The sequence below is a fragment of the Kibdelosporangium banguiense genome (genome assembly GCF_017876405.1).
GTDB classification, from domain to species: domain Bacteria; phylum Actinomycetota; class Actinomycetes; order Mycobacteriales; family Pseudonocardiaceae; genus Kibdelosporangium; species Kibdelosporangium banguiense.
The window spans coordinates 8,457,858-8,473,349 of record NZ_JAGINW010000001.1 but is presented as its reverse complement, the minus strand read 5'-3'; the positions used below and the strand labels follow the sequence as shown (position 1 = coordinate 8,473,349).

The 15,492-nt window shown below is 66.9% G+C and carries 16 protein-coding genes; 7 read left to right on the top strand and 9 right to left on the bottom strand.

The genetic code is table 11. The features are described 5' to 3' along the window. Window positions 1-93 precede the first annotated feature (93 nt). Window positions 94-693, top strand: a complete 600-nt coding sequence (locus JOF56_RS38445) for a hypothetical protein (RefSeq protein ID WP_209644334.1) — start codon at window positions 94-96, stop codon at window positions 691-693. Here the strand turns inward: JOF56_RS38445 and JOF56_RS38440 are convergent. Further along, window positions 685-3,504: a helix-turn-helix transcriptional regulator gene (locus tag JOF56_RS38440; RefSeq protein ID WP_209644333.1), complete on the bottom strand. Its 2,820-nt coding sequence runs from the start codon at window positions 3,502-3,504 to the stop codon at window positions 685-687. The two genes, JOF56_RS38445 and JOF56_RS38440, sit on opposite strands and share 9 nt — an antisense overlap. 275 nt (window positions 3,505-3,779) lie before the next feature. Here JOF56_RS38440 and JOF56_RS38435 point away from each other — a divergent pair, with 275 nt between their 5' ends. The 3 genes from JOF56_RS38435 to JOF56_RS38425 are packed head-to-tail and all read left to right on the top strand — an operon-like array spanning window position 3,780 to window position 7,091. Next, complete coding sequence (locus JOF56_RS38435) at window positions 3,780-5,096, top strand: preATP grasp domain-containing protein (protein ID WP_209644332.1); 1,317 nt, start codon at window positions 3,780-3,782, stop codon at window positions 5,094-5,096. Then, window positions 5,093-6,346 (top strand): type III PLP-dependent enzyme, encoded by a 1,254-nt coding sequence (locus JOF56_RS38430; RefSeq protein ID WP_209644331.1) that lies wholly within the window; start codon window positions 5,093-5,095, stop codon window positions 6,344-6,346. The genes JOF56_RS38435 and JOF56_RS38430 overlap by 4 nt, the downstream gene beginning before the upstream one ends. 58 nt (window positions 6,347-6,404) lie before the next feature. After that, the gene (locus JOF56_RS38425) at window positions 6,405-7,091 is read left to right on the top strand and encodes a hypothetical protein (RefSeq protein ID WP_209644330.1); all 687 of its coding nucleotides are present in this window, start codon (window positions 6,405-6,407) and stop codon (window positions 7,089-7,091) included. Here JOF56_RS38425 and JOF56_RS38420 read toward each other — a convergent pair. Genes JOF56_RS38420 through dapA form a run of 3 tightly spaced genes read right to left on the bottom strand, consistent with a single transcriptional unit; the run spans window position 7,072 to window position 8,611 of the window. Further along, window positions 7,072-7,341, bottom strand: coding sequence for a hypothetical protein (locus tag JOF56_RS38420; RefSeq protein ID WP_209644329.1), 270 nt, complete (start codon window positions 7,339-7,341; stop codon window positions 7,072-7,074). The two genes, JOF56_RS38425 and JOF56_RS38420, sit on opposite strands and share 20 nt — an antisense overlap. 25 nt (window positions 7,342-7,366) lie before the next feature. Next, window positions 7,367-7,690, bottom strand: a complete 324-nt coding sequence (locus tag JOF56_RS38415) for a putative quinol monooxygenase (protein ID WP_209644328.1) — start codon at window positions 7,688-7,690, stop codon at window positions 7,367-7,369. Window positions 7,691-7,699: 9 nt separating this feature from the next. Beyond that, entirely contained in the window at window positions 7,700-8,611 is a 912-nt protein-coding gene (dapA, locus tag JOF56_RS38410) for a 4-hydroxy-tetrahydrodipicolinate synthase (RefSeq protein WP_209644327.1), read from the bottom strand. Between the two features lie 70 nt (window positions 8,612-8,681). On the opposite strand from dapA, the gene JOF56_RS38405 reads away from it, so the two are divergent. Beyond that, on the top strand, window positions 8,682-9,560 hold the full coding sequence (locus JOF56_RS38405) for a LysR family transcriptional regulator (protein WP_209644326.1): 879 nt from the start codon (window positions 8,682-8,684) through the stop codon (window positions 9,558-9,560). Here the strand turns inward: JOF56_RS38405 and JOF56_RS38400 are convergent. Beyond that, a complete protein-coding gene (locus JOF56_RS38400; protein WP_209644325.1) occupies window positions 9,536-10,033 on the bottom strand; it encodes a GNAT family N-acetyltransferase in 498 nt (165 codons plus the stop codon). The two genes, JOF56_RS38405 and JOF56_RS38400, sit on opposite strands and share 25 nt — an antisense overlap. Window positions 10,034-10,058: 25 nt before the next feature. Then, complete coding sequence (locus tag JOF56_RS38395) at window positions 10,059-11,030, bottom strand: hypothetical protein (RefSeq protein ID WP_209644324.1); 972 nt, start codon at window positions 11,028-11,030, stop codon at window positions 10,059-10,061. A 555-nt stretch (window positions 11,031-11,585) separates the two neighbouring features. On the opposite strand from JOF56_RS38395, the gene JOF56_RS38390 reads away from it, so the two are divergent. Then, on the top strand, window positions 11,586-12,053 hold the full coding sequence (locus tag JOF56_RS38390) for a hypothetical protein (protein ID WP_209644323.1): 468 nt from the start codon (window positions 11,586-11,588) through the stop codon (window positions 12,051-12,053). A gap of 10 nt (window positions 12,054-12,063) precedes the next feature. Here JOF56_RS38390 and JOF56_RS38385 read toward each other — a convergent pair whose 3' ends face one another. Both JOF56_RS38385 and JOF56_RS38380 read right to left on the bottom strand, forming a co-directional pair. Continuing rightward, the gene (locus JOF56_RS38385; RefSeq protein ID WP_307855441.1) at window positions 12,064-12,957 is read right to left on the bottom strand and encodes a phosphotriesterase family protein; all 894 of its coding nucleotides are present in this window, start codon (window positions 12,955-12,957) and stop codon (window positions 12,064-12,066) included. 177 nt (window positions 12,958-13,134) lie between these two features. Beyond that, window positions 13,135-13,467: a cupin domain-containing protein gene (locus JOF56_RS38380; RefSeq protein ID WP_209644322.1), complete on the bottom strand. Its 333-nt coding sequence runs from the start codon at window positions 13,465-13,467 to the stop codon at window positions 13,135-13,137. 343 nt (window positions 13,468-13,810) lie between these two features. Between JOF56_RS38380 and JOF56_RS38375 the strand changes: the two genes are divergently transcribed. Next, window positions 13,811-14,395, top strand: coding sequence for a hypothetical protein (locus JOF56_RS38375; RefSeq protein ID WP_209644321.1), 585 nt, complete (start codon window positions 13,811-13,813; stop codon window positions 14,393-14,395). 13 nt (window positions 14,396-14,408) lie between these two features. On the opposite strand, the gene JOF56_RS38370 is transcribed toward JOF56_RS38375, so the two are convergent. After that, window positions 14,409-15,491: an ABC transporter permease gene (locus tag JOF56_RS38370; RefSeq protein ID WP_209644320.1), complete on the bottom strand. Its 1,083-nt coding sequence runs from the start codon at window positions 15,489-15,491 to the stop codon at window positions 14,409-14,411. Window position 15,492 lies beyond the last annotated feature (1 nt).

Here is a 15,492-nt window from a genome sequence, read left to right as displayed (position 1 = left end):
TAGTTGAGCAGCCGGCCGCAACCCGCACCGCCGGGTCACGTCTTTGCGCTTGAACAGACAGTCGCAATAGGACGAACGGAAACGGTGATACACATGATCTTCCCCCGAGTTCTCGGCGTGATCGGCACGGCGGTCGGCGTCGGCCTGGCGTTGGCGGGTTGCAACAACGTGTCCGGCGGCTCGGCGACGACCGCGCCCCCGACGGTCGTCTCGGCGCCCACATCCGACAGTGGCCAGCCCGCCACCACGGCGACGGCGAAGTCCGGGGTGAACGCCAAATCCGGCTCGTCGGGCGGTTCCGGCAACAGCGGCGGTAGTAACAGCGGTAGTAGTGGTGGAGGCAAGTCCACATCGAGCTCAAGCCCGCCGTCGGCGAGCGTCACCCTCTCGGTGAAGAAGCAACCGTTGTGCCCGCGCCACGGTACGCCGGACGCACCGTTCTCCACGCCTGGCCAGGACGTGACCATCACGTGGAAGGTCACCGGCGCGACCAAGGCGGCGATCTCCGTGGACCAGCCCAGCCTCTACGGCGCGTACGGCAGCGACTACCCGGCATCCGGCGAACTGACTTTGCCGTTCTCGTGCACCAACTCACCCGGCAAGACGACGCACACCTACACCGTGTGGCCCGCGGGCAACAAGAACGTCTTCAAGACCATCACAGTCAGTGCCACGAACAACCCGTCAACCTGAGCGGCCGGCCAGCTGCTGGGCAACGCCCACTCTGGACTTGACGCCGAGTTTGGTGAACACCCTCGCCAGGTGGGCTTCCACGGTCTTCGGGCTGAGGTACAGGCGGGTGGCGATCTCGCGGTTGGTCAGCCCGGCCGCGACCAGCTGAGCGACCTCGAGCTCCCGTCCGGACAGGGCACCGACCGTGCCCACAGGCCGGCGAGTGCGTTGCGCCCGCGCTCCGAACCGGATCTCGCTCGTGCGGGCCTGAGCGAACAGCCAGGTCGCCCCGCACGCCGAATAGCCCGACTTGGCCAGGCCAAGATCCGCCCGCGCCTGCTGCAGGTCACCGGCTGCCGCCAGGTTGTGCGCGGCGACTTCGTGGGCCAATGCGCGATACATCGGCGCGCGAGCCGCGGCGAAGCTTTGCGCCGCGGCGTAAGCCCGGTCGACGGAGGTCGTCAACTGTCCACATCGGCCTAGTACCCGCGCGTAGGCGAGCTGCGCGAGTCCGTCCTGGAAGGACAGTCCGAGGGTGCTCGCGTGGTTCAGCGCGTGTTCGGCGAGGTCCAACGCGTCGTCGAACTGGCCGAGCTGGCCCTTGGCGACCGCGAGGATGCCGCACCACCGGGCCGCGGTCAGCCCGGCGAGCTCCCTCGGATCGCCCACGCAGGACATGACATGGGCGCCGGCGTTCTCCGGTTGTCCGGCGAACAGGTGGATGGTGGCGATGAACATGTCGCCGACCTCGGCCCACCAGGTCGACTTGGGGCGTTCGCCGCCGGCCAGCAGGTCCGCGAGGGGCAGCGCGGCCTCCGGGCCTCGTTGCCACAGCAGCGACCGCAGCTCCAACGTCCGGGCCATGGCCAGCGTCTCGGTGCTGCCCATCAGCGTGGACAGCTCCCTGGCTTCCTCGTTGGCCTGGGTGGCCTGGTCGATCAGGCCGGTCCGGTACTTCACCGCGGAATCCACGATGTACAGGTACGGCAGGGCGTGGCTGTGCCCGCTGCCGTGGGCGATGTCCAGGCCGCGGCGGACGTGCCGGGCGACGTTGTCGTACTGCTCCAGCTGCAGCTCCAGCCAGCCCAAGGGCGGGATCAGGTGCAGGTGTTCGCGCAGCTCGGTGTCGGACACCGAATCCACAAGCCGGACAACAGTTTCCAGTTCCTCACGCGCGGTCTGCGCGTCGCCTGAGCTGAGTGCTGCCAGCGCGCACAAGGTCCGGCCCGCCGACTCGTGGCCCCGATCGCCGACCTTCACTCCCAGCGTGACCGCCTGGGACGCGTTGCTTACGCACGTCTCGTTGTCCTGGACGAGAATCGCGGACCCGGCCAGTTCGACGAGCAGCGCGGCCACCTCGGCGTCGGCCATCGTGGGCGACCGGCCGAGCTCGGCCTCCAGCAGTGCCCGGCTTTCCGGAAGCCGGCCGAGCAGGCGCTCGGTCACCGCGCAGTACCGGACGGCCAGTGTCCGTGGCGCCTGGGGAAGATCCAGGACCTGGTGCAGGATCTCGCGGCTGTTCTCCAGCCGTCCGCTCCGGCCGAGCGCCCTGGCCAGCAACAGCAGCAGCTCGACCCGGCGCCCGGCGGATTCCTCGTTGTCCGGCAACGCGTTCAACGCGACACGCAGCCACTCCGCGGCAGTGCCGGGCGCGCTGTCGATCGACGCCACCGCCGCCTGTGCGAGCGTCGACGCCGCTGTGCTGTCGCCGTATCGGGCCGCGTGGGCGGCATGATGTGCTCGCAGTGTCAGGGGTCCGCCGCGTGATCGCAGGAATTCCTCGGCACGCTGATGGGACTTGATTCGCCACACGGGCCCGGCCATCTGGTACGCAGCGGCACGCAGAAGCGGATGCCGGAAGCTGAACCGCGAACCTGCGGCGTGGATGACCCCCAGCTGCACCAGTTCGTCCAGCGCCCGGTACACGTGGTCCTCGGCACATGCGGCGACCTGGACCACGAGGTCGAGATCGGCCGGGTCACCTGCCACCGCGGTGGCCTGCGCGACCAGCAACTGAGTGGGATCCAGGGAATGCAACTCGGTGGCGAGCAGTGCCTGCAGCCGGTGCGGCATGTCGTCGGCGGAGATCCGGGCCGGGTCGGTCAACGCCGCCACCGTGTTCTCGTCGACCTTCTCCAAAGCCTTGAGATACAACGGATTTCCGCCACTTGCCTGAAACAGCAGCCGGCGTCTGCGGGCCGGCAGTCCTGGCACCACGTGGTGCACGTCTGCCAGCCGCAACGGCCCCAATGCCAGCCTGGTCACCTCCGCGCGGGTGCGGGCCAGGGCGGCCGGTAACGCCGCGGGGACCTGATCTGTCCGGTATGCCAACGCGATCAGCAGAAACCCTGGTGGGCGGTCGCGCAGCAGATGCTCGACGAGCTCAAGCGATGCCTCGTCGGCCCAGTGCAGATCGTCGAGCACCAGGGCGAGCCCGGGTGACTCGGCCAGCCCGGCCAGCATCCGGCGGACCGCCCGGTAGAGATTGTGCCGCTCAAGACCGCTCCGGCCGGGGGAACGAATTCCGTCAACGACTTCGGGCACCGTTTCCAGCACCGCCGGAATCGCGTCGAAAGCTTCGGAGAAAACGGCGAACGGGACTCCGTTCTCGTATTCCGTCGCCCGGCCCGCGGCCAGGGTGGCGCCTTTCTGCCCGATCATCACCGAAAGCGCGTCCAGCAGCCGGGTCTTCCCGATGCCCGGTTCGCCGTATATCTCCACGACCTGGGGATCCCCCGATCCCAGCCGCCGCAGTACACCGTCGAGCTCGGCCAGTTCGGCCGAGCGGCCCGCAAGCCAGGCGCCACTGAGGGGTGGGCCGGAATCAGACAACCACTCCTCCGGTTCCTGGAGTTCTCACAACAAAGACCTGTTGACCCGGCGATACATAGTGCGTACGAAGTATATCGCGTGACACAATCGAGGACCAGAAGTCGTTCCGCCCCAAGCAGGAACGCCCGCATCATGGTCTGCGGCATGTACCGGCAGGCGGCACGCGGGGCGCGTTCGAGTGCCCGGCCAGGACTCGGCCACCCGACCCTGAACCTGCGCAACCGTAGGGATATCCCTCATGTTAGGGATGCGCAGCCGACCTAACGTCGACGACCGTGACCTCTCAGTACCTGCGCGCGATAAAGCTGGCACTGACCGGCGACCCGGCCACACCCCTGGTATTCCTCTGCAACTTCGAAGCCGAGACGCAGTGGGCGGCCAATTACGCCGGTCTGCCCGGGCCGTCGTTTTCCGGCTCGGCCGGCCTCGTGCGGCGGATGGAGGAACTCGGCCTGCTGCTGGCCGGACCTGACGACTACCTGGTGCTCAAGCAGCCGCTGGACCCCGGATACGCCGACTACGCGCGGAAACTGGGCTTCGCCCTGCCGACGATCCTGCTACCGGAGAACGCCGAGGACAACCGGTCCACCACCGAGGACGTACTGGACTCCCCCGCCCTGCTCGACCGGCTGACCCGGATCGGCGCGGCCGGCGGCCGGCTGCTGCCGATGGGAACGTCCACATTGGAGCAGAAGATCGCCCAGACGTGCGGGCTCCGCCTCGCGGTACCGGACGCGGACACGTTCGAACGAGTGAACAGCAAGATCTACAGCCGACGCATCACCGAGGAGGCCGGGCTGCGCACGGTCCCCGGCCGATCCTGCGAGACCGTCGAGGACCTTGTCGCGGCGATCCGGCACCACGAGCCCGCGATCCGGCGCGGCCGTGGGGCCGTGGTGAAGGCCGCGTTCGGCGTGTCGGGCAAAGGTCTGCTCGTCCTGGACAGTCCGGCCAAAATGGACGGACTGGTACGGATGGCCGAGCGCCGGGCGGCGCGCAGCGGGGACAGCCGGATGCATGTGGTGGTCGAGTCCTGGCTACCGAAGAAGTACGACCTGAACTACCAGTTCACCATCGGCCGGGACGGCCGGGTCACGTTCGACTTCGTCAAGCAGGCGCTCACTCAGAGCGGAGTCCACAAGGGACACCTGATGCCTGCGGACCTGTCAGCCGAACACGTCACCGAACTCGAGCACGCGTCGGCTGTGATCGGTGCGCGGCTGTTCTTGGACGGCTTCGTCGGAGTGGTCGGGGTCGATGCCATCGTCACGGAGAACAAGACGCTGTACCCGGTGCTGGAGATCAACGCCCGGCTGAACATGTCCACCTACCAGGGCGGCGTCAGCGAACTGTGCCAGCCCGCCGGCCATGTCGCGCTCGCCCGTCACTACTGCGTCGGCCCGCTCTCGTTCGCCGAGGTCCACCGCCGGCTCCGGCCGGTCCTGGCCACCACGCCGGACTCCAACCTGGTGATCACGTGCTTCGGCACCGTGCGGCACGGCCGACTGTACGTGATGCTGACCGCCCCTGACCGAAGCCGCCTCGCGGCGTTCGACGCTGCCGCCGAAACCGCCCTGAGGAATAACGAATGACCTGCGAGTATTCCGTACAGGGTCACGCGATCAGCGACCTGGCAGCCCGATTCGGCACACCCCTGTACGTCTACGACGGCGACATCCTGCGTGAAGTCTACGGGTCACTCCGCGAGCGCCTGCACCCAGGCATGGACATCTTCTACTCGGTCAAGGCGAACCCGAATATCAGCATCTGCGCAGTGCTGCGTTCGCTGGGCGCGGGCCTGGAAGTGTCCTCTTTGGCCGAACTGGAGACCGCCCGCCGTGCCGGTGCCGCGCCCGGGAACATCGTCTTCCTCGGCCCAGGCAAGTCCGCCGAGGAGCTCGACGCCTGCCTTCAGCTGGGCGTTCACGCGATTGTCTGCGAGTCGCTTGACGAACTGGCCGCGCTCGACGCCAGGCAGCAGCCAGTCCGAGTCTTGTTGCGTGTGAACCCGTCGTTCACGACCAAGGGCGCGAGACTCTCGATGGGCGGCACGCCACAACAGTTCGGTATCGACCAGGATGTGCTGTTCCAATCAGGACAGTTCATCGAAGAGCTTCGGCACGTCACGGTCGCGGGCATCCACGCCTACATGGGGACGCGGCTTCTGAGCTCGTCCGACATCGTGCACAACACCCGCGGCATCCTCGAAGTCGCCGGGAAGCTGTCGGTCGAACTCGATTTCGAGCTGCGAACCGTCGACATCGGCGGCGGGCTCGGTGTGCCGTACTTCGACAACGAGACAGACCTGGATCTCGACGCCTTGGCCGAAGGCCTGAACGACACCGTCGACGACTTCCGCACCCGGCACCCCGGCTGCCGGCTGATCACGGAACTCGGCAGGTATCTGACCGGGTGGTGCGGCATGTACGTGATCCGCGCCCGGTACGTCAAGCAGTCCATGGGCGAGTGGTTCGTCGTCGCCGATGGCGGCACCAACCACCACATGGCCGCGGTCGGCATCGGCAGCTTCGTCAAACGAAACTTCCCGGTCAGGTCGCTGACGCGGTACGAGGAACCAGCGGTCCAGCGCTACAACATCGCCGGGCCGCTCTGCGCTCCTGGCGACGTGGTCGCAAAACAGGTCTCCCTGCCAGAAATCCGGCCGGGCGACCTGCTCGGTGTCGAACGCTCCGGCGCATACGGCCCCACGGCGTCACCAGGTCTGTTCCTCAGCCACGGCTACCCCGCCGAAGTCCTTGTCCTCGACGGCGTCGCGCACCTCGTCCGCCGGCGCGACACCGTGGCCGACCTGCTCGGCAAGCAACAGCTCATATCCCTGTAACCGAGGAGTTCACTGTGGACCGAATCAACACCGCACTCGAAGACGTCGCGGACTGATCATGCGCCTGCGTACCGCAGCCGAGTACCAGCCGGGCGGGGGTTCGAGCATCTCGTTCGGCGAACTCGCCGAAGGCGCCCTGGAACAGATCACCGGGCCCGTGCCGTCGCCGGATCTGCTGATCGTCGCCCACGGGCTGGGTGACTCGTACCCGTCCCAGTCGGTCTCCGCACGCTTGGATCACCTGCTCGGCGGCGGTGCACGCAACTTCGCCGTATCCGAGCAGGGCATCCGGGCGCCGTTCAAGGCGTTGCGGATCGCGCGCGGGTACACCAGTTCCGGCCGGTGTGAGGAGCTCGCGCTGGTCGTGGTCGAGCAGACCTCCGGTGGTCCGCCGAAGCCGGCCTCCAGTGTGTTCCTGCTTTTCGGCGGAACCGGCGGCCTGCAGCTGACCAGCCTGGCCACAACAGCACCTGGCCGGCCGGTGGATCTGGCCGGGCTGCCGGACCGGGCACTGCTGGTGGCCGGGCACGGCATCGACCCGGCCGTACTCGCTGATTGCGGGCTTGACGTGCACGAAGCCGCGCCGGGCTCGCAGTCCTCCAGCGTGTGGCGGGAGCTGGCGACCCACTACGAAGCCTGGGCCAGGGCCTACGACGCCGTCGTTCTCTGCGACACCGACACAGATACCGGTCATAGCGAGATCGCGGTGTTCCGTAGCCGGATGCCTAGTCGGCAACAATGGTGAGCCCGTCCCGCGGGTCCGGCACGGCTTCGAGCGCTGCCTTGATCGACTGCCGGTGGCGGAACTCGTCGCGGATGCGCTCAGTCCGGAAAGCGATCTCGAACACCACACCGCGACCATGCGCCCGCCACGACCACCGCACGGCCCGGTCGGCTATCGCGGCGTCGAGGAATGTCCCGCCATGGACGCGGCGCCACTCGCTCGCCGGGACCTCCCCGTCGAGCACCTCGATGAGCAGCCAAGGATCCGGCACACCCTGACGGTATGCCGGAAACCTGTTATTCGACAGCCATTTCGCCGAGCAGCGACCAGTCGTCCTGCGGGACCTTGAAGTTGACGATCCGGGGCGTCTCGGCCAGGTGCGGCGGCAATGTCTTCTGGGCCGCTTTGAAGTGGTCGGACTGCACGTGGGCGGCGCCCGCGTCGTCGTCGCGGAAGGCTTCCACCAGGACGTACTCGCATGTGTCGTCGAGGCTGCGGGACCAGTCGAACCACAGGCAGCCCGGCTCGGCCCGGGTGGCCTCGGTGAACGCACGGGAGATCTCCGGCCAGCGGTCGGCGTCCTGCGGCTTGATCCGGAACTTCGCGGTGATGAAGATCATTCCCACATGCTATCGGAGGTGCGCCAAGCCGACTGTCCCAGATTGAGACACCTCAAGGGCTGCGGTGGTGGCCGCAGTGGTCGTCGCTGGGCTGGCGGCGAGCAGCGGCAGGCGGACGTGCGGGCTGGGAATCCGACCGTGAGCCGCCAGAACCGCCTTGATCACAACGGGATTGGGCTCGGCGAACAGAGCTTGGGCCAATGGGACGAGCTGATTGTTGAGGCGACGAGCGTGGTCGATCGGGCCGTCTCGCCACGTCGCGACCAGGCCGGCGTAAGCACGGGTGGCCACGTTGGCACAGGCCAGGATTCCCCCGCTGGCGCCAAGGGCCAGCAGCGGCCCGGCATAAAGGTCGTCGCCGGCGAGAACCGATACGTCAGCCGACATGCTGCTCATGAACGCGACAGTGGCCTCGTCGATGCCGCCGACCGCGTGCTTGAACCCGGCAACGTTCGGTATCTCGGCGAGCCGACGGAGAGTGCCGGCTCCCAACGGCCTGCCAGTGCGGTACGGGATGTTGTAGATGAGCAGCGGCACCGGACTGGCGGCCGCAAGCCGGCGGAAGTGCTCGACGACACCGTCCTCGGACGGGCGGGTGTAGTACGGGACAACTGTGAGAGCGGCGGTCACTCGGGGGCCGGGATCGGCGAGCATGCCGATCGAGTCGGCAGTCGAGTTCGACCCGGTACCGACGATCAGGTGCGCCCCGCGCTCCGCGCACACACCGGCGCAGATGTCGACGACCCTGCGTCGTTCCGCGGGCGTCAGCGTCGCCGGTTCGCCAGTCGTGCCCAATGCGACGATGCCGGACGCCCCGCCGTCGAGTACGGCATGGGCAAGTGCCTCCAATGCCTCGGAGGCGAGTTCGTCGGCGGCGGTGAACGGCGTGACTAGCGGAACGAAGAGACCTGTGAGGGACATGTCTCCACGATCACCGAATCCACCGTTCAGGTCCAGTTCACATTTCTGCTGTCGAGCATAAGGTGTTCTTATGCTCGACGTACGTAAGCTCCGGCTTCTTCGCGAACTGGCGCACCGCGGGACGATCGTTGCCGTCGCCGAGGCGCTCAGCTACACGCCATCCGCCGTTTCGCAGCAGCTCACCGCCCTCGAACGCGAGACCGGAGTGCCACTGCTGGAGCGGACCGGCCGGCGCGTGCAACTGACCCCAGCGGCTCTCGGTCTCGTCGAGCACACCGAGTCGATCCTCGCGATCCTGCAGAAGGCCGCCGCCGAACTGGCATCTACAGCGCTCACGGGAACCCTGCGCATCGGCGTCTTCCCCACAGCGGTACAGACGATCCTGACGCCCGCCATCGTCGCGCTGAGCACCGAGCATCCGGGCCTCGATCTGATGGTCGCCGAACTGGATCCGGCGTCAGTGCCCGACGCGCTGCGCGAGGAAAGCCTCGATGTCGCCCTGGTTCAGGAATACGACTACGTGCCGGTCGTCTCCGAGCCCGGACTGCAGACCGAACCACTGCTGGAAGAGACCCTCCACCTGGCTGCGCTGACCGCCGGGCCCTTGACCGCCTGGCGTGATTCCCCCTGGATCGCCGGTACGCCAGGCACTCTCTGCCATGCCATGACTGTCCGAGCCTGTGAGGCCACAGGATTCGTGCCACGCATCCGCCATCACGCGGACGACTTCGGTGCGGTGCTCGCGTTGATGGCGGCCGGTCAGGGCGTCGCTTTCGTACCCGATCTGGGCGCCGTCGCGGCGCCCGCCACTGTCGTGCTGACTCCGCTGCCTATCCGGCGCAGAACCCATTTGGCCTACCGGCGTGGCACCGGCGACCATCCCGCGATCTCAGCCGCCCGCCTCGCCCTGCAGCGCGCCGCCGATCAGATGCCGAACGGTTTGGCGTAACGGACCATCCCGCTGGGCAAGGGTGATCCGTCCAGGCTCATCGCCATCATGGCCTCGTCCGGGACATCCATCGGGATCGTGATCCCGGCTGCCGACGCCCGCCCGAACCCGAACTTCGGGTAGTACTCCGGGTGCCCCAGCACGGTGACGAACCGCTCCCCCATTTCGGTGGCGGCCGCCAGGGCGCTGCGGATGACCGCCCCGCCGGCCCCTGTCCGCTGGTGTTCCGGCGAGACCGCGACAGGCGCCAGGCACAACGCGGGCGTCTCCCCGATGTGGCACCTGGTCAGCAATGTGTACCCGGCGACCTCACCGGCGGACGTCTCAGCGACCCAGGACAACCCGTCGATCCAGGCCGGGTCCTCCCGGAGCGCGTCGACCAGGTCCGCTTCGAGTGCCGTTTCAAACGCCGCGAGCACGATCGACCTGACGGCCGCGACATCCGAACTGGTCTCTGTCCTGGTGATCCACATACCGCGCAACGGTACTCAGGTCCTGTCACTGCTGGACGAACGACTTCGCCATCGCCTGGAACGCGGGCAACTGGTCGGGGTGCACGGCGGAGTCGAAGTCACCGATGATCAGGACGTACCCGCCTTCGGTGAACAGCGCGACCATGTAGTGCGTCCTGTTGTTCTTGCCCTTGCCCACCAATTCGAAACCGGGCAGCCCGTCGATGCTCACCTCGGTGGTGGTGTCCGGGGTCGGGGCGTTGTTCAGCGAGCCGAACCTCTTGATGGCGAAGTCGCGGCGCTCGTCCTGCGCGACCACGGCCAGCCCCAGCGAGGGCGCGGCGATCAGCTTGGGCACAGTGGTGTCGGTCCGTGGCCCCAGTGAATAGACCAGGCCGCCGCTGCTCTCGGTGCGCTGGTAACCGGGCGCGGGGGTGATGTCGAATCCGAAGCCGCCGGGCGCGATCTCCTTGTTCCACCGGGCTTTCGTGAGCACGCTTCGCATCTCAGCGGCGGACATCGGATCCTCCCGCTGGATCGTGCCGGTCATGATGACGAGCTTGCCCTCGGCCATCATCCCGACGACGGCCTTCTCGAAGACGACGCTGTCGGAGATCCGCTGGCTTCCGGTGAACACGACGGCTTGGAACCCGGCCACAGTCGTCTCTTGCGGCGCCCCCATTTCAAACCCCTGCGCCTTGGCCCTCGCGCCGGAGAAGGACTCACGCAACTCCGCCAGCCCCTGCTGCTCCGTCTTGCCCACCAGCTCCTGCTCGACCACGATCACACCCGTGCGCGACCCGGGCTTGCTCAGCCCGGGCAGAGTCCCGTCGACCTGCATGCCTTCCGGTACGGGCAAAGAAATCCTGGTCCGGGGAATCGCCGCGAACCCCGCGGCGGCGCTCCTGCTGGTCGTCGACCCCTTGGCCGGCGGTAACGCCTGCTCGTTGCTGCTTCCGGAGCATCCGGCAAGAAGAACAACTGCAACAAATGGCGCAACCGCCGAGAATCTGGACACCCGGACAGCATATCGACAGCCCGGAAAGCCGGTGCCGCACGCATATTTCCCTGAAAGCCCCAGTAAAACCGTCACATTTCCGCATCAGCCGCACTTGACTGCATTCAGCTTGTTTCCGGCGTCCGAATGGCCGAATGGCCGAGCCTCGGAGCGGTTTCGCCGGCACATGCACCGGCCGCTTGCCAGGCGCCGGTTTCAGTGTGGCGTTGTTCATGTTCCCGATCCGGGATCCACGGGTGGATCCCGACGCTCCCACACACCGGCATCCGCCGCAGCCACAACGAATCCGCCTGCCGCAACAGGCCTTCGAATCGCCCCTGGCGTGCTGGATACAGGTCTGTATTCAGCACGGGCCACAGCAGAACTTTGGTATACCCCAGGCAAAAGACCGCTCCAGGCGGCAGCCGCAGCGGTTCCCGACAGGACCGTAGGAATATGCCCTTTCAGCCACATTTTGTTGACCTTCATCTCCGCGCGTTGTACACACAACTAATCCACACGGGACTCGCAAGAACCACCTTCCATCCAACCTGTACACATCCGGGGGCCGGGGACATGGGCACCACAACGCAGTTACCTACGGTCGCGGTCGTCCTGGTCCGCGCGAGATCCCAATGGGACAGTTCCGGAGATCCCGACCGGACGGCCACCGAACTGTCCAACATGGACACGGTGGTCCGCGAGGAGGTCTCCCGCTTCGACGGTTTTGTCGCCGCCCGGGTCGGCACGCTCTGGCAGGCCGTCTTCGGCGCCCGCACCGGAGCCGGGGACCACGACGAACGGGCCGTGCTCGCCGCCCTCAACATCCGCAGGCGCCTGACCGACGGCGAATCCCGGACTGTGCGGGCAGCGGTGGTCAGCAGCGAGGTGTCGATCAAGGCCCTCGACGACTGCCACACACTCCTGCCCCGCGTGCCCTCGATGGAGGTCTGGGTCTCCGAGCAGACTCACCAGCGCACCGAAAGCAAGATCGACTATCGGCCGGCGACCTCGGGCATGTGGTCGGCCGCGGGACTCGCCTGACATTCGGCTGCTACGGCCACTCCGTGGCGAAGGCGCGAGCCGGGTTGTCAATGAAGATGCGCGCGACGGCGTCGGGACCCAACTCTCGTTCGATCCTGGGCCGCAGCGCGCTAAGCAGATATCCCATGCCGGGAGCACCCTGGGCGGCGGCGACTGTGGTGTCGCCGCCGAGCAGCACCTGGTCGCTGTGACCGGCCTCGACGAGCGCGGTCAGACAGTCGAACATCAGCCAGTCGGTCGAGTGGTTGGCCCGCGACGGCCCGTCGAAGGCCAGAAACACGCCGGCCTCGGCGAGATCCCGGTGCATGCCGGGATCCGGGAACCGGTTGAGGTGGCCGAGGATGATACGGCCGGGCGGGACGTCCAGCTCACCGCACAGCAGGCCGATCACCTCCATTCCGGCCGTCCCGCCTTCCAGGTGCACCGCGATGGGGGCGTTCGTCGCCCAGTGCGCGGACGCCGCCGCGCTCATCGTGCGCCGGGCGTGCGCGTCCAGATGGTGGAAACTTCCGGCGACCTTGATCAGGCCCGCCCGCAGCTGGCTGTCGCGGGTCAGTTCGTTGATGAACAGATTCGCCAGCCGGTCCTCGATCCCGGCCAGCACAGCCGGCTGGTAGTGATGCGCCTGATGCAAGCCGGTGGCCGCGATGATGTGCACACCGGTCGCCTGCGAGAGCCGCAGGAGCCCGGTGGCGTTGCGCCCCATGCCGTACGGCGTCCACTGCGCCACGGCTCCGCCGCCGTACTGAGCGAACGTCCGCAGATCCGCGGCGGCCGCTTCCAGCGAGTCAAGCTGCTGGCCAGGCAACATCGGCGAACGCAGAAACAAGTGATCGTGGGCGTTGCAGACGCCTAACTCCTGTGGCCGGATGTCCCCGAGGACGGTACGAATGGTCGCGCTCACGCACCACGATAACACCGACGGGCGCCCTCAATGTCCTAATAGGAACGTCCCACACCATGGACGTCACGTTTGTCCTAAAAGGACATTCAGCACCGTCAGCTCTCTGTTCCCGCGCGAATACCGGCCGTTAACAAAGATCACCCGGAAAGACCGTCACATATACAGTTGACGAATATCTCAGCGCGGCGCACGCGAGCCGTATGCCGGTCCGAACACCACGAGCAGGGCCAGATCCTCGGTGATGTCAACGAACCGGTGGTCCTCCCCCGCCGGAACGAAGATCACGGCACCCGGGCCGACCTTCGCCGTCGAGCCCGGTGTCACGATCGTGGCACGCCCCGCGGTGACCACATAGATCTCGTCCTCGGTGTGCGGGCTCTGGTCATCGACCCCGCCCGCCGGAATGCAGTAGGTCCCCACAGACAGATCCGGCACCTTCAGGTGCTCCACCCAGTCGTTGACCGCCTCACCCGGCGATCTCCACTCCCCGGCCCCTTCGATGATCCGCATGCCGGCATGCTAGCCCGCAGCGGCGCCAGGGTGATCAACGGGCGCTTGCCCGCACCGTCCACTTTGCTCATCCCTGCCGATTTCCTGTTTCAGCTCAAGGACAATCACCGGGCGGCGCACCGGAAGCGGGCCGCCCGGCGGTGCGCCTGGCCGACCGGGCCGAAAATCCGGCGCGGGTTTCGTCGACCAGCCTGTCCATCCGAGTTATTATGGTCTCATTCCGAAAACAATATTCTGCCCGATCGGGCGAATTTCGCGTTCCGTTTGGACGGTCGGCTGCAATGGCCGCGACGAGGCCGCATACTCCCTTTGTCGCATTCGCAGAGATATGGGGATCACCGCTATGAAGTTTCGCGTAACGTTGACTGTCGCCCTCGCCACGCTGGCGCTGACTTCCTGCGGTTCCTCCTCGCAGAGCGGAACGCCCACCGGGTCCGCTGCCGGCACTTCAAGCGCTCCGACCTCCACGAAGGCCAGCAAGGACGAGCTGGTCGCGTGGGTGGACAAGGTGTGCGGGGTGACCATCCAGTCGATCGCGCCGATGGAGCAGGAGCCGGCGCTCGACACCAAGAACCTCACCACGATGAAGACCCAGTTCGTCGACTACCTGCAGAAGGCGTCGGATTCCCTGGGCAAGGGCGTGACCGACCTGGAGCCGTTCAAACAGGGCCCGAGCAAGGATTCCGAGAAGTACGTGACCTCGCACACCGAAACGCTGACGAAGCTGAAGACGACCCTGGACTCGTCGATCGAGAAGGTCAAGGCCTCCGACCCGAAGAACCCGCAGAAGTTCGCCACCGACATCCAGCTTGTCGGCACCGAGATCTCCAGCGCCGGCCTGGTCGCCTCCAGCTCCATCGGTGTGCTGGTGGAAAAGGACCTGGCCGACGCGGAGAAACAGGCCGCCAACTGTCAGAAGCGCAAGTGAGCCAGTCCGTCAGTCAGTCCATCTTCGCCCACGCCTTGGCCAGCGCGACCTTGCCACGGGTCTGCAGCAGCGAACCGGAGTACAGCCGGGACGCCAGCAGCACGATCAGCACGACCGCGCCGGCCAAGACCCCCAGTGCCAGCACCGCTTCCCACGCCTGCGCGGCGCCGGTGAACATCCGGACCGGCATAGCCAGAGCCGACGAGAACGGCACGTACGACATCACTGTCATCACGGTCTCGTTCTCCGACCCGATCAGCACCCCGATGTACGGCCCGAACACCAGCAACATCACCAATCCCATGGTGGATCCGAGATCCTCCTGACGGCTGACCAATGAGCCCGCGACGGCCCAGATCGCCGCCAGGAGGACGAATCCCAGGCACAGGAACGGGATGAACCAGCCCAGCGCGGGGACGAGCAGGGTGAGCAGCTGATCCTGTTTCCCGATTTTCAGCGCGATCGGCGCGGCCAGGACAAGGACGGCCGCCTGCGCGATCGTCAGCACGGCGTGCCCCACGATCTTGCCTGCGAGCAGCGCCCGCACCGGAACCGTGGCCACCAGGATCTCCACCACCCGCGTCTGTTTCTCAGTGACAGTGCTCTGGGCGATGGCGACACCGCCCATTCCGAACACCAGGAACAGCAACGCGAACACCTGGATCACCACCATCTGCACGTCCCGGCCGGCGTCGGCCGGATCCAGCAGATCAACCGGCGGCGCGGTCGAGAGCGCGGCGACGACCTTCGTCGGTCGGCCGTCCAACGCGATCACCCGGACCCCGGTCGCCGACTGACCGGTGCCGTCCGGCACAACCGCGGCCTTGACCTCCTCCGACCGCACCAGCTGTTCGGCCGCCGCCACGTCCCCGACCTGCCGCACATCAAGATCGGCCCCATCAAGAACCTTCGACGCCGCAGGCCCCACACCGGCCACGGCATCCCGTCCCCCGTCCAGCACCGTCGGCAGGATGGCCACGGCGAAAAGCCCTACCAGCAGAAACCCGAACCCGATCCAGAACCCTTTGAGCCGCACGAAACTCTTGATCTCCCGCTCGGCGACAAGCCGAGTGGCCGAGAAGAACGAAGTCGCCATC

Excerpts from the sequence above, each read along its gene's own strand:
- JOF56_RS38415 (WP_209644328.1), bottom strand. The coding sequence starts at position 7,690 with ATGATCTTCATCACCGCGAAGTTCCGGATCAAGCCGCAGGACGCCGAC.
- JOF56_RS38370 (WP_209644320.1), bottom strand. The coding sequence starts at position 15,491 with ATGGCGACTTCGTTCTTCTCGGCCACTCGGCTTGTCGCCGAGCGGGAG.
- dapA (WP_209644327.1), bottom strand. The coding sequence starts at position 8,611 with ATGTCCCTCACAGGTCTCTTCGTTCCGCTAGTCACGCCGTTCACCGCC.
- JOF56_RS38390 (WP_209644323.1), top strand. The coding sequence starts at position 11,586 with ATGGGCACCACAACGCAGTTACCTACGGTCGCGGTCGTCCTGGTCCGC.
- JOF56_RS38375 (WP_209644321.1), top strand. The coding sequence starts at position 13,811 with ATGAAGTTTCGCGTAACGTTGACTGTCGCCCTCGCCACGCTGGCGCTG.
- JOF56_RS38425 (WP_209644330.1), top strand. The coding sequence starts at position 6,405 with ATGCGCCTGCGTACCGCAGCCGAGTACCAGCCGGGCGGGGGTTCGAGC.
- JOF56_RS38400 (WP_209644325.1), bottom strand. The coding sequence starts at position 10,033 with ATGTGGATCACCAGGACAGAGACCAGTTCGGATGTCGCGGCCGTCAGG.
- JOF56_RS38380 (WP_209644322.1), bottom strand. The coding sequence starts at position 13,467 with ATGCGGATCATCGAAGGGGCCGGGGAGTGGAGATCGCCGGGTGAGGCG.
- JOF56_RS38405 (WP_209644326.1), top strand. The coding sequence starts at position 8,682 with ATGCTCGACGTACGTAAGCTCCGGCTTCTTCGCGAACTGGCGCACCGC.
- JOF56_RS38445 (WP_209644334.1), top strand. The coding sequence starts at position 94 with ATGATCTTCCCCCGAGTTCTCGGCGTGATCGGCACGGCGGTCGGCGTC.
- JOF56_RS38430 (WP_209644331.1), top strand. The coding sequence starts at position 5,093 with ATGACCTGCGAGTATTCCGTACAGGGTCACGCGATCAGCGACCTGGCA.